This window comes from Pelosinus fermentans JBW45, from assembly GCF_000271665.2.
GTDB classification, from domain to species: Bacteria; Bacillota; Negativicutes; order DSM-13327; family DSM-13327; genus Pelosinus; species Pelosinus baikalensis.
The window spans coordinates 5204609-5221133 of the sequence record NZ_CP010978.1; the positions used below are offsets into that span (position 1 = coordinate 5204609).

Here is a 16525-nt window from a genome sequence, read left to right on the forward strand (position 1 = left end):
ATTACATTAGTCAATACCCATTGCTTTATCTAATTTAGCCTTACTGCTATTATAGTCGTACAGTGCTTGATTATAATTAGTCTTGGCCTTAACCAACGCCAATTGAGCATCAATAACATCTAAATTCCTGCCGACACCTTCTTTATAGCAAACCTCATTGATTCTAAAGGCTTCTTGAGCCTTATCTACAGCAGCTTTGCTTGTCCCAATGCGTTCTTCTGCTACCTTCAGATTTAAATAAGCCTGGCTTACCTCAAGAACCGCGGTCTCTCGTATCTGCTCGACTCCGTGCCGTTCTTTATCTAAGGAGCTTTCCGCTCCCTTCACTTTTGCTTTTGTAAGACCAGAATCGAATAAATTGATTGAGGCAGTAAGACTTACCATCCAGTAATCCTGTTTCGCCCCGGGAAAATTGTCGTCAGCCCAATTATTGGTGCCTTTAAAACTAACTTGCGGCAAATTGTCGCTTTTAGCCACTTTTACCCCACTCTTGGCGATATCAATCTTCGCTTGCACTTGAATGATATCTGGACGATGGTTTAATGCATATGTTACGCAATCATCGACGGTAAACGTATATTTTTGATAGATTAAATCATCTTTTAGCTTAATCTCACTAGTAAGAGGCAGACTCATCACGTTTTTTAAGCTGACCATTGCTAAGTTGTATTTATTTTGAGCTCCCATGACATCTTGCCGGGCGTTGATCACTTCCACCTCAGAACGGAGTACGTCAGACTTGTTTACTACACCTTCTTCATACTGAGCCTGAACACTATTCAAATGTTCCATGAGATTAGTAAGGGATTCCTGGTTCACTTGTAACTGATTAAGCGCTTCCAAAACATTGAAATAGGCGGTTGTCGTGTCAAGCTTAAGCTGCTGTTTGTTTTTCTTAACTTCAAGGTCGGCAACCTGAAATTTTTTTTTCGCTTGGTCAAGCTGACCTTCTAAATTACCCCCAGTATAAAGAGGTACACTAACGCTGATCGAATTTCCGAATGAAGTATATTCACCACCGAATTCAATATTAGCCAATGACGTACCAGAAAAATACTTCTCCAATGAATATTGGGGGAGTCCCGTTCGAGTAACCTTATGGGAGTATGTAAGACTGGGACCAAATTTTGCCTTTGCTTCGGCAATCGCCCAATTTGAAATCATTTTATCATCTTCCGTCGTTTTTATAATGGGGTTATTTTGCAGCGCCAAAGCAATGCTGTCAGTGAGTGATAATTCTATGGGAGCTGCCAATACATACGAAGGATTTACCAGAAGTATTCCCGCAATCAGTACTGCAAGCAAACATTTTCTCCATATTTGTTGTCTTATCATGTTACATATCCCTCCTTAATAAATGATTATGGCCACTAGCCTACTTCGATGGTGTAATGGCGATTTGTGCAGTCATATTCCAGTGCAGTCGATCATCCCAGTGCTCTGGAGCGATGAACACCGTGTAAGTCATATCTCCTCGTTTTTTCTCTCCATAAGACCGGATAAACTTCACCTTTCCAGGAATATCCACGCCTGGTATTCCATCAAAGGTCAGGTTCACTATATCGCCCATCTTGACCTTGGCTACAGCCAATTCCGTTAAGTCATCGCTACGCACTTCCCATCCGGATTCATCGGCAATCCGCACCAGCACTTTACCTGCAGCGGCATGTTCGCCCACCTTCACATCCAGGAAAACCACTGTTCCATTTATCGGTGCCCTTATTTCGGTCTTATCTAACACTCTTTGAGATTCGGCTGCCTTTCCTTCTCCTGCAGTCAGGTCTGCTTGAGCCTGCATCAAGCCTGCCCGCTTTCGTTCTACCTCCATCTGAGTCTGTTCGATTTTCTGCCTAGTTGCAGCACCGGCTTTTTCAAGTCGCTGCTGACGCTGCAATTCTCGTTCTGCGTCCGCCAGGTTCACGTGGGCTTGCTCTACTGCAGCGACAGCCCCAGCTACGTTTGATCGGGCACTCCCCACTCGATCCTGATACTCCTCGCGCACTAGCCGGATAATAGGTTGTCCAGCCCCTATACGATCCCCTTCTTTGACCAATATTTCACCAATCGTTCCCTCCACAGGCATCGCCATCTCAGCATACTGTATCGGATACACGATTCCCTCTGCCAGTACTCTATCATCAGCTTTCACCACTGGTATATCCTTCTTTTCTCCTGGACGACCGTTTAAAAACCACCAAGAACTTATCGCCAACACTGCCATCAATATCAAACACAGCAGCCAATGCCGTTTTATAATTGCCATATAAACGTCTCCCCTTGCTTCATATTATTCATAACTTAATACATCCCGCACGCTCAGCTGAGCTGCATTCCTAGCTGGCAGCAAACTTGCCAGTACCGACAACATAGTCGATAGTCCTAACCAAATGGCTACCCCCAGAAAGCTGAATGAAAAAGCCAAGGGATTCTTCAGAAACAGTATCCCTACTTGATGGCTTAACAGCCCCGCCACTGGCACGGCCAAAACCATTCCCGCCGTCCAACTCAACAGACCAATACATAGGGCCTCTACCACAAATACTTTACCAATATCTACGCTGGAAGCGCCAATCGATCGCATTACGCCAATCTCTCTGGTCCTCTCCAGCACATTAATCCCCATAGTTCCTGTCAATCCTAAAGCCCCAACCACCGCCAACAATACTGCCATAATAAGTAAAAATGTAGTAATGATATCAAACTGAGAGCGAATACGTTTTTTTTGCTCCCAAGTAATACTTACATTTTGAATACGCAGACTGTTTTTTTTCAGATGTTCTTCCAATGCCCTTCCTAAGATACTTTGCTCTTTGGCGTCCGATGAATTTGCCATAATCTGTACTGAACGAGCTCGTCCGGTCTCTTGCACCGCTCCAGTAAACCAATCGTAGGAAGCGTAAACAATCGGTCCAGCTAGAATTCCCTGGACAATTCCTACCACCGTGAACCGCAATTTACGTTCTCCCACCATGACCACCACCGGTTCACCGACCTTTAGCTGGGGACTATCTTTCAAAACCTCCGTATTTACCACTAAAGCACTTTCATCATTGGGCAAGAGCCAACGTCCCTCGATAAGTTGGGGTTGAATCATCTTTGTGTTTACTGGCGGAGCCAGAATAAACACATTCTTACTAGCCTCAGACTCCTTTTGTTCATCTTCCAGCACCCGCCCTGATGTTCTTCCCCAACATTCTACGGCCTTAACCCCGGATACCTGTAATACCTCCTGCTCAATTCGGCTAGTCCGATAACTCTGGGTAAATTGCACTGAGACATCATAATGAAAGTAATCCAATGCTTGATCCAAGGTTGCGTCCAAAGAGGAACGTACAGAAAACACTGCCATAAATACCGTGCCGGCCACAGTTAGAGTCAGCAGAGTAAGTGCCAAACGACCTTTACGTCTAAAGGTATTTCGAAGTGACAGTAGTATCGGACGCGGCAGTTTTTTCAGTCGTTCCAAACCAATGTCTACCCACCGGTCCATCCGTCCTTTCGCCTGAATGCCGCTGATACCATAATCATTTATCGCCTCTCGAACAGTTACGCCTGTCCCATGCCAGATTGGTCCCAAGGCTGCTAATAATGGCACTACAATGGCCACCATCATTTCCAGCATAATGACCCTAGCTGGTAATTCCAATCCACCGGAATCGAAATTGAACATTCCAGAGACAAAACTCGTCACCATACTGGCAGCCAACGCACCTAACGGCGCTGCCACTAACAGTGCCAGAAGCCCATACGCCCCCACAAGACTCAGATACATTCGCAAAATCTGATCCTTACGTGCGCCAATGGATTTCATAATCCCTACCTGACGCACCTGCTGAGTTAAAATGGCTGATATCGTATTAACCAACAAGAAAGTTCCCAGCAACAACGATAATACTCCTAATACTGCCAGCAGCAGCAGCAGCGCATTGATAGCCCCCTGCATTTGATGTTCTCCTGGCGTGTGTACCTGCAGCCTTGACACCAGAGTGTCGCCCTGTTCAATTTTTCTCCAAGCCTGCCGTCCAACCGTTTTGATTGGCTCCGTATCTTTACCCCGCAGAACCCAAGGTTCAACTACTAAATCGACCTGATCCAGTTGACGCGACTCATCCAATTTTTCCAAGGTATCCATGCTGATATAACCGTAATAGTTTCCGCTGAACAAGCTCGGAATCTTACTCGAATCATATACAGTCCCAGTCACTTTCATAGATCGTTTACGTCCAGTAGAAGTCTCCACTATAATCCTATCACCTTGGTTTACTCCTAGCTCAGTCATAGACGAACGCTCCAATAGTACATCACCATCCCCTGGAGGCCAAGCTCCGGATATATAACGCACCACATTTACTTTCTGTTTGAAATAGTCTGGAATCGCAACCAAAACCAGCTGGCACCACTGACCATCACTGGTACTAACCCGCAAGTTCACGTTGCGCCGTCCCTCAGCCTCTTTAATATTCTTTATGCTGCGGATAGTCTGTACCAATTCTTCATCAAAAGGATCCGCAAACAAGCTGGCATTGGCCGGTGACGCTGTCTCCCAACTAGCGGCTAGATCCCGCTGAAACATCAAATAGGAGCTGTAAACCATCCCTACTGCAAACACCCCAACTGAGATGGACAGTACCACTAACATCGTTCGCAGCTTATTGCCCCAAATATCCGTCCATACCTTGCGCCAGCGTGGAGATAATAGAACATAGCTGGTCATAAATTCCCCTCCCCAGCTGTCGGAACGATCAGCCCTTCAGATACTGTTACAATCCGACTGCTTCGCCGAGCTAAATCCTCATCATGAGTAACCATCAGAATGGTTTTTCCTCCAAGAGTCAGTTCTCTAAACAGTTCAATAACTGCTTCAGCAGTTCGCGAATCCAAATTACCCGTAGGTTCGTCCGCCACCAAGAGGGGAGGATCATTAGACAGGCAGCGGGCAATAGCTACCCGTTGCTGCTGTCCTCCAGACAGGTTCGCCGGTACTTTGTCCGCCTGATTTTCTACGCCTACCAATTTCAAGAGTTCCATAGCCCGTTCCGGTCGTTCTGCCGGATCGTAGACGTTACAAAAATCCATGGGCAGCATCACATTCTCCAGTACTGTTAATGTCGGCAGTAATTGAAAAAATTGAAACACAACTCCTACCGTCCGCCCCCGCCATACTGCAATCTGATTCTCCGTCAGAGTATGCACTGGTGTACCCGCCACCCACACGTCTCCAGAGGTAGGCCGATCTATACCAGTAATCATATTGATTAAGGTGGATTTCCCGTTGCCTGATTTGCCTACCACTGCCACAAATTCGCCCTTATCTACTTGAAGATCGATTCCTTTCAAAGCCACAAATTCACCGGCACCAGTTATATAAACCTTACGCACAGCTGTAAGCGCTACCGCAGGCGCTTCCGGTTTGGGCCGCGGTAAATCTACAGCCGCTAACCAAGGCAGCAATTTCCCGATCATTGTATAAATCCCCCCTTGCAGCTCTCAGCCGCCTTAAGTCATGTAGCTTAGCTACAAAAAGAAGTAAGCCCTTCGCAGTTACTGCGGGGCTTACTATTTTTTTTGTTCACATATCACTTTTTAAAAACTATAAAAGAGGAGGCAGACTCATAAATGTAAATATATACTGGCCAATTCTTCTGCATCCAACTTCAAAAGCATATCCTTCAATATAATCTGGCCCAACTTTCGTCAACAGTTTACCCCTAAATCGACTGGCATCTTCATCCCAAATAAGTTCAGCATCAAAATAAGTAAGAAATTGATTCATTATTGGGGAAAAAGCTTTAAAGGCGCTTTCCTTTGCAGAAAAGACCATAATCAATCTCTCAATCTTCCGATCCTTACTGTCATTTACCCAGCCAGCCTCCCTTATCGTACATACTACCTTTATGATATCCTTTGGTATGGTTTCATCGATCCTTTCAATATCTAGACCAATTCCCGCAGCCTTTTCTTTGCGTGCCACCGCAGCAAGTGCTACTTCACCCGAATGACTTATAGCACCCACCACACCTTTGGGCCATAAAGGTTCATTATGAACACCCTTAAGAATAGGAAAATTTTTTATATTTATTTTACTTAAAGCACTATGGGCTGCCGCCCTGCCTATACAAAACTCAATTCTGCGTTTTGGTACAGCTTTAAAACTAAGAACTCCTAACTCTTCTGGATGCAGCATCAATTCATTATAATCATCAGAGGTTTTCATGGAAAATCCAAAATCCCTGCTAAAAGGCGATACTATAGCATCAATTCTTCACACGCCCTTCCTTCTGTCATGCCAATGAATTTTTTAGAATTATCTAAATAGCAGTTTATGCAGCCAATGTTTTTTTATATCAACTGCTTTCATGGGGCATAACTCATGGCAGCAAAAACAACTTATACATTTATTGAGATCTAGTTTAGGCTTCCCTGAACTCATATCAATGATCTTCGCAGGACATCCCCTAGCGCACTCACCGCAGGAAATGCAACTATCATAGTTAAATACGGGTTGCGCCCGCAAGGCATTGATTAAGAATTCTTCGACAAATTTGGGAACCTTTCCACTTACCAGGCTTTTACCTAAAGAGCCTGGCAATTTAAAAGGAGGTATATGTATATCGTCTAACTGCAGCCCCTTAACTGATAGATCTTTAAGCTCTCCACCGAAAATCCCCCTTTCCTTTGCAATTTTTACAGTCGGAACTTGCAGTGGCTGTATCCCCATAATATGAGCCCCTGCTGTATCCAAGGCATAAGGATTTTCAGATGCCAGAATCAATCCAACCTGTCTTTTTTCCCCCGCAGAAGGTCCATCCCCTTCCATACCTTCGATCGCGTCAATAATCGTAAAGACAGGCTTAATATACTCGCAGATATCAACCAAATGATGAGCAAAATTATCTGCATTATTCATTTTGAAATGATATTCAGCTTTGGTAAGCCCAGGGATAACGCCAAATAAGTTTTTTACTGCTCCAGTGTAAAGCATCATTCCATGGGTCTTAAATTTAGCTGCCGACACAATAAAATCAACATCTTCGGCAACTTTTATGATTTGCATTTGCTTCAGTTTCTGCGCCTTTTCATTCACGATATCAACGGCTGACGTATCATAGTTTAATTCACAGCCTGTATTTTCTGCGACCTGTGTCATTCCTGAAGCTTTATAAATGCTGATCAATCGTTTTACAGTAAAGGGACCGCCTGGACTATCCCCGATAATGACTCTGCACCCTAGCCCTTGAAGATACCTGACAATCGCCTCAACGACTGCCGGATGAGTGGTCACTGCATCTTCTGGAGCATTTTTTTTCAATAAGTTAACTTTAACCAAAACCCTGGATCCGTTTTTTATCCTGCTTTTGATTTCGGAAATATTATCCAAACACTCATAAACTGCTTTTTCAACTTCTTCATACTTGTAGGTTTTAGATTGAGTAATACTAACTATCTCCATTTTCCTTCTCCAATCATAATTTGTGATTATTGCACTAAATAAAGAAGACTCGCTTCAGATGGAGTTTTACTCCACCTGAATCTTAGTCCCGCTTATCCTTAGGACTTAGCCTCTCTAAGACTCCCACAGGAGTCTTAGAGAGAGTTTAGTCATCAGATAAATCCAACTTTCTTGCAGTGCTCCATCATCAACCTGACTCCTGTCGGATTTAGTTCAGGCCATTTAAAGTTTAACTCTTTCAAAATATTTTCTGTTTTTTCGTTACGTATCATAAATGAAGTTTTGCTGGCGCCTTCAAAAAACATATTCGAGTGAACAAGTATCCTGGCAATATGACTTTTGGCTTCTTCATCTTCATATTTCTCGTATAAATACTTTATAAAATCGTCTACAGGAATTGTCTTTGTATGCATCCCTGCGTATTTTAAAAGTTCCCCCAGTGAAACAAGACTAATCTGATTGGTATTAAACAGATGGTAGGTTTCATTTTTTAAATTTACCTTATCAAAAAGTAAGACCACTGCTTTAGCGACATAATCGATAAAAGAAAAATTCAATGTTTTCTCATCTATTTCCGGAAAATGTCCAATTTTTATCAAGGATTTCACAAGGGTATAAAAAGCATTATCCTCTATATTCTCTTGAAATACACCTGTTTCAGAGTCAAATACAAGATTCCCAACCCTGAAAACATTTGCCTTCAGTCCTTCTTCCCTTGCTTTTACTAAAAACTTTTCGGCTTCCAATTTCGTTGCTACATAATAGTTGTCCGAATTCTGCCCTAAATCACAATCATATTCTGTGAATATGAGACTTGCTTTTCCATCTATATATCCACTCCCTACACTCGTGGTAGATATGAAATTGTATGCTTTTTTCTTGCCAGTATTTGCAAATTCAACAAGCCTTTCATTTCCCTTTACATTCACAGCATGAAACTCGGAGTAATGCCCATAATGCTTAACATTGGCTGCAGAATTTATGATGCAATCAATAGTGTCTGCCAACTCCATATATTTTTTAGGATCTAACCCAAGATACTCTTTTGATAAATCACCATTAAACACACAAATTCTGCTTTCTAAATTGCCATGATCATTCCTGTTAAGATTAAAATAGAATTCTAGTTTGCCCCATAATCTTATCTTTGCCTCCTCGTCGTCTTCACCCCGAATCGGTAAATACACCATATAATCGGTATCTTTTAATAAATGGTGCAGAATATGTATTCCAAGATAACCGGTACTACCTGCCAGTAGGATATTTTTGTACTGAGCTATTTCAAAAAGACCAACCTGTTCATATTTCTGATTCTTAATTTTATATTCCTTCAGCTTACTGCGCAGGTTACCATCAAAGCAAATCGAATTGTCCTTCGTGGCTGCGACTTCATTCATCGCATCAATCGTTGCTTTTAATCTGTCTTTAGAATATTTTATTGTATCTGAAAGGTTCCTAATGGTCTGACACTGAAAAATGTCATTTATGCCGATCTCAAAATCCAGTGCCAGCTTGGCTACAACTTGTATGGCTTTTATGGAATTGCCGCCAAGCATAAAGAAATTGTCATCGATTCCGATTCTATTGATCTCAAGTATATCTTGCCAGACTTTTTGGATTCTTCCATCAGCTTCATTTCGTGGAGCGATATAACATTCTCCTGTATTTCCCCATCCATCAGGAACAGGCAATGCCTTTCTGTCAATCTTGCCATTGGGAGTCAAAGGCAGCTTATCAAGCTGGGTAAAGTATAACGGCACCATATATTCGGGCAGTTCTTTTGATAGGTGTATCTTAAGTTCATTAGCTGTCAATTCACGATCTGCTACTACATATGCTGCCAGATATTTGTCCCCTTGCTTATCCTCTCGGAGGATTACTACCCCTTCCTTAATTTCTTTATGCTTTAACATCTGATTTTCTATTTCTCCCAGTTCCATCCTAAATCCTCTAATCTTGACCTGGTGGTCGATCCTGCCAAGAAACTCTATATTGCCGTCCGGCAGCCATCTTACCAAGTCTCCTGTCCGATACATCCGCACACCAGACTTGAACGGGTTCGGGGCAAACTTCTCCGCCGTCAAATCCGGCCTGTTTAAATAACCTCTGGCTAGACCATCGCCTGAAATGCACAACTCTCCCGGAATACCAATTGGTTGCAGTCTATCATTTCTATCTAATATATAGACGTTTGTATTGTCCATAGGACGACCGATGGACGGTAGAGTATCAGCTGAGTCCACAGACATGATACGCCCCCAGGTAGCAACCACTGTGTTCTCAGTTGGTCCATAATGATTGACCAACGTAAAGGGTATATCCAAATGAGGTCTACGATGCAGTTTATCTCCGCCTGTCAGCATGGTCCTCAAGGATATCTCGCGAGGCCAAACTTCGGCCAAAAGAGCTTCCGCCAAGGGTGTCGGCATAAAGCTTATGGTAATCAAGTTGTCGTGCAGCCACTTAATGAGTTCTGTCGTTGATACTCTGATTTCATCACTGGGAATATATAGCCCCGCACCGGAAACCAGATAAGGCCATGTTTCCCAAACCGAAGCATCAAACGCCGGTCCAGCCACTAGAGTAGCCCTGTCCTCAGAGGTAATATGATGTACACGCCGGTGCCAGAACACAAGATTCACCAAGCTGGCATGCTCAATTTCAACCCCTTTTGGTTTACCCGTGGAACCGGATGTGTAAATCACATACGCTAAATCGTGTGAAGTATTTTCTCTTACTACGTTAGCAGCATTTCCTTGATATAATTCCTCTTCTTCTAAGTTAATAATATCCCCGTTAAAAGCTATTTTACTAACCAAGTGTGCTTGGGTTAATAAGACTCGCGAACCACTATCCACCAGCATATAGTTGATTCTTTCCACTGGATACTCAGGATCAATGGGCAGATAAGCCCCTCCTGCCTTCAAAATACCCATGAGCCCAATCATCATTGCGGGAGAACGTTCTGCCATAATTCCCACAATATTGTTTGCTGTTACGCCTTTACGTCTTAAAACACCTGCCAGTTGGTTCGCTTTTTCATTTAATACTTTATACGTTAGCTTTTGCTCTTCAAAAACCACAGCTATATTATCAGGCGTCCCCCTAACCTGCTCTTCAAAGAGTTCTGATATGGTCTTATCTTTGGGGTAGTCTCTTCTTTTTGTATCATTAAAAGTATCTAAAAGCTCCTTCTGCTCTTCTGCTGTGAGCATGTCTATATCTTTTACCAGTATTCCCGGATTACTGATTACGCCCAAAATCATTGTTTTGATATGCCCCTTCAGCATTCCAATAAATCTTCTATCATAGACTAAGGAATTATACATGAATTTAATGTTTAACTCCTTACCGGGAATAACCACCATATTAAAATCATAATTCGTCTGTTCAAAAACTTCAGTTGCTTTTATATCAACACCATAATTACCGTTCATTACCTCTTCTATCGGATAATTTTCAAAAGCAATAATGTGATCAAATAAAGTATTTTCTACACTTGTCCTTGCCTGTATTTCGGCAAGAGGATAATAGCTATACCCCTCAGACTCTATGGCAGCTAATTGTACTTCTTGCAGCAATTGCGCTAAGGGTTGATTGCTATCGAATTTTATTCTTACAGGTAATGTATTGATAAATAACCCCACCATGTTTTCTACGCCCATTAACTCATGAGGTCTTCCCGATACAACCGCACCAAAGACAACATCATCCGTATTGTTATACCGTGCAAGTAAGAGTCCCCAAATCGTCTGGATTATTGTGCTAAGAGTCACATTGCTTCTCCTGGCTATTTGTTCAAGACCACATCGTATCTCCTCATCCAAACTAAAAAGAAGCTCTTCTTGTTCATATCGTCCCGGTACTAGGGTACTGCTATTTTTAGAAAGGGATACCTGTTCTTCATAATCACGCAAATATCCTTCCCAATAGTTCTGTGCCTTTTGATGTTCCTGGTCGTCAAGCCATTTAATATAGTTGCTATATGGATATACTTTTCCTAACTCCGGCAGCCTGTTTTCCTGCAAACGGGCATACATCCCAAAAAACTCTTTAAGAATAATTCCTAGGCACCATCCATCCATAATGATATGGTGAAAACTCCATATGAGCTTATAAGAAGCAGTCCCTGTTTGGATCACACTGAATCGTATCGGCATGCCTTTTTGCAGATCAAATCCTCTTATTTTATCTTTTATTTTAAATGTTTCAATAAATAATTCCTGATCGACTTCTGGTAAGTCGCTAATATCCACAGCATCGATACACGCCTTTTGCTCCTTCATAACAACCTGGATCGGTTTTGCCAGCTTTTCATAGACAAATACAGTTCTTAAAATGTCATATCCTTCGATAAGCTTGTTAAAACTTTCTTCCAGATGAGCTATGTCCAGTCTGCCATCTATGGATAAAATTGCTTGTTCCAAATACGCTGAAGATTCCTTGTCCTTCATTGCATGATATAACATACCTTCTTGCATAGGACTCAATTTATATAAATCTTTTATGTTTCTTGTATCTAAAGTATGTAGCGCAGTTTCAAGTTCATCAATGGTGAATTTTTTTAAAGTAAAATCACTGGGAGTCATTTCTGTGTAGTCAAGGGCTGCACAATGAGCTGCTACATGAATTAAATTTCCCCGAAAACCTTCTGCAAATTTTACGATAGTAGCCCTATCATACTCAGCCTTATGATAAGTAAAATTCAGTACTAACTTTCCCTGTCTCACCATACCGTTTATATCAATGGCATAGGGCTGTTCCATATTTAGTGATACACATCTTCCTACAGAAACATCCGATATCCTAAATGCACCATCGGCATCCTCCTCGAATTGTCCAAGATAGTTAAAGCTGATTTCAGGCTTTAGATTAAACTGCAAGTTTCTCTTATTCTGTGGCAAAGTTAGGTACTTTAGAATACCATAGCCAATTCCTTTATTCGGAATCTGCCGCATTCCTTCTTTTACCGATTTTATCCGATGTGCAAGATCCCTCTTTTTTCCCATATTAAGTATCACAGGATATTGAGTAGTAAACCAGCCCACTGTTCTTGATATATCAAACTCTTTAATGATATCTTCCCTGCCATGCCCCTCCAGGTTGATTAATACCCGATCCTCGCCGGTCCATTCCTTAACCGCAAGTCCCAATGCCGTAAGCAAAATATCATTGATTTCGGTGTTATACCCTTGATTAACTTCTTTAAGCAATCTTTCCGTATCTTGCGTGGTGAATTCGATCTGTACCTGTTCGGAGCCTTCATATTTTCTTTCAGTAATGATCCGATCCTTAGGCAGCGTTTTTACAGGTACCCCTTCCATTTCCGCCCAATAGTCTACTTCTTTTAACAGTTCTTGGCTGTTGGCATACGTAGATAGCTGAACTGTCCAAGCATTATAAGAATCCGTTTTATCAGCAAATTGTATTGCTTCCTGCTTTAATGCCTGCATATACCCATTAAAAAGATCCTGAAGTATAATTCTCCAGGATATCCCATCTACGGCTATATGATGGATCACGATTAAAAGCTGATCCCCTGTTTTCGTCTTGAAAAGACCCGCTTTAACCAATGGACCATGTGAAAGTTCTAAGCTTTCTTGTATCCGATTCGCTTCTGCTTCGATGATATCCCGTACATCATCATATTGTAACAAATCAAATACTTCTAAGGAATACAGTATACCTTCAAGCCCCCTGTTGAACAGAACGACCTCATCCTCTTCCTGATTAGCGACCATTCTCAATGCATCATGATGTTCTATCAGTTTACAAAATACACTTCTTAGAACTTCTTCTGCAAAGCCTTCTTGCCGATAGAGCATAACTGCTTGATTAAAGTGGTGCTTTTCTGCAAAGCCTTGTTTAAATAACCAGTGCTGTATTGGCGTCAAACTTACTTTCCCTTTAATAATACCTTGTTCTGCCCTGCGCGCTACAGTTTGAACAAAATCACCCAATTCCTCAATAACTGGATGCTTGAACAAATCTTTCATTTCCAGTTTTAACCTGTAAGCGTTTAATCTTGACAATATCTGGATCGCCTTTATGGAGTCTCCTCCCAGATTAAAGAAGTTATCCCTTATCCCAACCCGCTCTGCTTTTAATACTTCCTGCCATACCTTTGCCAATATTGCTTCTTTATCATTCCTTGGCGCAATGTACACCCCACCAGAGGCCTTACTGCAATCAGGCTCCGGCAGTGCCCTCCTGTCGACCTTATCATTGGAAGTCAAAGGCATACAATCAAGTCGTATTATGTAGGAAGGCACCATATAATCAGGCAATTCTTTTAATAAATGTTCCCTCAGTTCATCGATTGTCAATTCATCGTCTGTTACAAAATATGCAACCAGAGATTTGTCCCCTTGCTGATCCTCCCGGTCAATTACGGCTGCTTCTTTAACCAACGGATGCTTTAACAGCTCTGCTTCAATTTCTCCCAATTCAATCCTAAAGCCCCTGATCTTTACCTGGTGATCAATTCTGCCAAGAAATTCGATGTTGCCATCGGGAAGCCATCTTGCCAGATCCCCTGTCTTGTACATCTTCTCCCCATTTCGATACGGATTGGCTACAAACTTTTCCGCTGTCAATTCTGGTTTGTTTAGATAACCTCTAGCTAACCCGTCGCCGCCGATGCACAACTCGCCTGCCGAAGCAATTGGCAAAAGTTGGTTATTCCTATCAAGAATATAGATTTCTGTATTACTGATCGGTCTCCCGATTGGCACCGGACTATATTCCAATTCTAGTTCGTTATATTTCCAGGTAGTTGCAATAACCGTTGACTCCGTAGGCCCATAAGCGTTACTATACACAAGCCTTTCCTTCCACTTATCAACCAATCCTTTAGTTATAGCGGACCCACCTGTGATTAAATGCTTCAGTTTAGTGACCCTTTCCGGATCAATACCTGCTAAATAGGTTGGAGGAAGAAGTGCTATCGTTATTTCGTTTTTGTCGATAAAATTCTCAAAATCAGCAAGATGATGAATCGTTTCATGATCAACCATATACAGCGTTGCGCCTGTCAGCAGACTCGTAAAGATTTCCCAAACAGAAGCATCGAAGGAACTACTGGCAAATTGCAGCATATTATCTTTCTCATCCACATGGTAATTCCGCTGAAAAAACGTCTTCAAATTTGCCATTCCCTTATGCTCGATCATAACTCCCTTGGGTTTTCCTGTTGATCCTGAGGTATAGATGATATATGCTAAATCACTCGGTTTATTTATATTTTCTAATCCTTCATTGTCCCCTTTGTATATACCGTCATCTTCAATATCGATCACTTCACCTTGATAGCTCACTTTTTCTTTGAAGTGTTTTTGTGTCAGCAGAATACCTGTAGAACTGTCCTCCAGCATATATGTTATTCTCTCCATAGGATAGTTTGGATCGATCGGCAGATAAGCACCGCCTGCCTTAAGTACCCCCAGTATGCCGATTACCATCTCAATTGACCGATCGAGCATGATACCTACGATACGGTCAGGTTTAACTCCTTTACTTCTCAAAACCTTTGCTAGTTTGTTTGCCTTAGTGTTCAGTTCCTGGTAGGTGAGTTGTCTATTTTCAAATACCACAGCTGCATGATCAGCTACTCTATGAACCTGTTCTTCAAATAACTCATGGATTGTCTTCTCTTTTGGATACTCCACCTTTGTATTATTGAAATCGTATAAAATTCTTTGTTTCTCGTCTTTAGGAATGATTTCTAATTCAAAGACACTTTTCTCACTGTTTTCAATCACTTCACTAAGCAAATATTTGAAATGCGCAATAACGGTTTCGATAGGCATAAATTTTTCAAATAAACCAATCTGGTAATCAAAATCAATGTAGATATCCCTTTCATCGTTGTACTCCCTCACAAATATCGTCAAAGCATTCCGTTCATGCTGGTGAGTCATGCTCACAATATCATAATCACTAGCAGTGACATAATTCTCACTAAAATCGCGATTTACGTAAGAAAGAGATATATCAAATATATTACTTTTTTCCTTAACCTGCTCAAAAGCCGTTCTGTATATTTCTCCAATGGGAAACTTCTGGTGTCTATAGCATTCCATAAGTTCACCTTTTATCGTAAGCATGAGTTCTTTAAAGTCCATGTCTTTTCCCGGATTTATTCGTAAAGGTACTACATTTGCAAAAAGTCCTAGGGTTTGCTTATATTTTGCCTTTCCTCTGTTTAGGGTGGGAACGCCGATAACAACCTCTTCCTTGTTACAAACCCTGCTGAAATAGGTAAACAGCACTCCCAAAATTAAGTGGAAGACCGTACAACCATTTGCCTCACTAAATGCAATCATTTTATTGTAGGAAGGCCTTTTGATACTAAATGTAACCCTATCACTTACTATTGAACTATCCATACTGATATTACTATCCGTGTTCCTGTTAAACAGCGGTTCCGGAATCGTTCGATATTTCGCCTTCCAAAATTCCTTATCGCTTAAAAATACTGGAGAATGAAGATATTTTTGGTTATCGGCAATAAAATCCGTATAGGAATAGGTTATTCTTTCAATTTCTGTAGCACCTGTCATGAGTTGATTATAATTTTCAATGACTTGTTTATACATCATAGATAAGCCAAATCCATCAATCATGATATGGTGAAATTTCATAAACCAGAAATAGGTATTGTCATCTGACTTAAGTAAAGCAAACTGAAATAAATTCCCTTCAAAATTAAGGGGTTCTGAGAATTCCTCTTTCATCCAACTTAGGCAAGTTTCATCAGGATTTTCTTCATTAGAAAAATCATAAAAGGGAACTTCATACGCAATTTCTGATAATATTCTCAGATAAGGTTCTCCCTTTTTATCAACTACATTCATACGCAGAGAATCATTACGTTTTATCAATATTGCAATTGATTTATTTAAAACCGCCTTATCTATTTGCCCTGTAATAGCCATAAATCCGCCTAAGTTATAGATCGGCTTTCCCGAATACAGGCACTGCTCCAGCCAGATATCCTTTTGATAAGAAGCCAATGGATATTCTGTATATTCAGGCTCCAGCTCCATTTTATGCATGTTACTATCGTCCCCTCAA

The 16525-nt window shown here is 41.5% G+C and carries 7 protein-coding genes; all 7 read right to left on the reverse strand.

Features of this window, described 5'->3' with window-relative positions; all coding sequences use genetic code 11:
* Positions 1-6: 6 nt before the first annotated feature.
* The 7 genes from JBW_RS23015 to JBW_RS23045 all read right to left on the reverse strand — a co-directional run bounded on the left by JBW_RS23015 (position 7) and on the right by JBW_RS23045 (position 16506).
* Positions 7-1335, reverse strand: a complete 1329-nt coding sequence (locus tag JBW_RS23015; protein ID WP_007954903.1) for a TolC family protein — start codon at positions 1333-1335, stop codon at positions 7-9.
* 40 nt (positions 1336-1375) lie between these two features.
* Positions 1376-2263, reverse strand: a complete 888-nt coding sequence (locus JBW_RS23020) for an HlyD family secretion protein (protein ID WP_007954901.1) — start codon at positions 2261-2263, stop codon at positions 1376-1378.
* 24 nt (positions 2264-2287) lie between these two features.
* Complete coding sequence (locus tag JBW_RS23025) at positions 2288-4714, reverse strand: FtsX-like permease family protein (protein ID WP_007954899.1); 2427 nt, start codon at positions 4712-4714, stop codon at positions 2288-2290.
* The gene (locus JBW_RS23030) at positions 4711-5463 is read right to left on the reverse strand and encodes an ABC transporter ATP-binding protein (RefSeq protein ID WP_007954897.1); all 753 of its coding nucleotides are present in this window, start codon (positions 5461-5463) and stop codon (positions 4711-4713) included. The genes JBW_RS23025 and JBW_RS23030 overlap by 4 nt, the downstream gene beginning before the upstream one ends.
* Before the next feature lie 127 nt (positions 5464-5590).
* Positions 5591-6214, reverse strand: coding sequence for a 4'-phosphopantetheinyl transferase family protein (locus JBW_RS23035; protein WP_007954895.1), 624 nt, complete (start codon positions 6212-6214; stop codon positions 5591-5593).
* 90 nt (positions 6215-6304) lie between these two features.
* Positions 6305-7450: a DUF362 domain-containing protein gene (locus JBW_RS23040; RefSeq protein WP_007954894.1), complete on the reverse strand. Its 1146-nt coding sequence runs from the start codon at positions 7448-7450 to the stop codon at positions 6305-6307.
* A 152-nt stretch (positions 7451-7602) separates the two neighbouring features.
* Positions 7603-16506 (reverse strand): non-ribosomal peptide synthetase, encoded by an 8904-nt coding sequence (locus JBW_RS23045; RefSeq protein WP_007954891.1) that lies wholly within the window; start codon positions 16504-16506, stop codon positions 7603-7605.
* Positions 16507-16525 lie beyond the last annotated feature (19 nt).

Coding starts and splice junctions, on each gene's coding strand:
- JBW_RS23040 (WP_007954894.1), bottom strand. CDS start 7,450: ATGGAGATAGTTAGTATTACTCAATCTAAAACCTACAAGTATGAAGAA.
- JBW_RS23020 (WP_007954901.1), bottom strand. CDS start 2,263: ATGGCAATTATAAAACGGCATTGGCTGCTGTGTTTGATATTGATGGCA.
- JBW_RS23015 (WP_007954903.1), bottom strand. CDS start 1,335: ATGATAAGACAACAAATATGGAGAAAATGTTTGCTTGCAGTACTGATT.
- JBW_RS23025 (WP_007954899.1), bottom strand. CDS start 4,714: ATGACCAGCTATGTTCTATTATCTCCACGCTGGCGCAAGGTATGGACG.
- JBW_RS23030 (WP_007954897.1), bottom strand. CDS start 5,463: ATGATCGGGAAATTGCTGCCTTGGTTAGCGGCTGTAGATTTACCGCGG.
- JBW_RS23045 (WP_007954891.1), bottom strand. CDS start 16,506: ATGCATAAAATGGAGCTGGAGCCTGAATATACAGAATATCCATTGGCT.
- JBW_RS23035 (WP_007954895.1), bottom strand. CDS start 6,214: ATGAAAACCTCTGATGATTATAATGAATTGATGCTGCATCCAGAAGAG.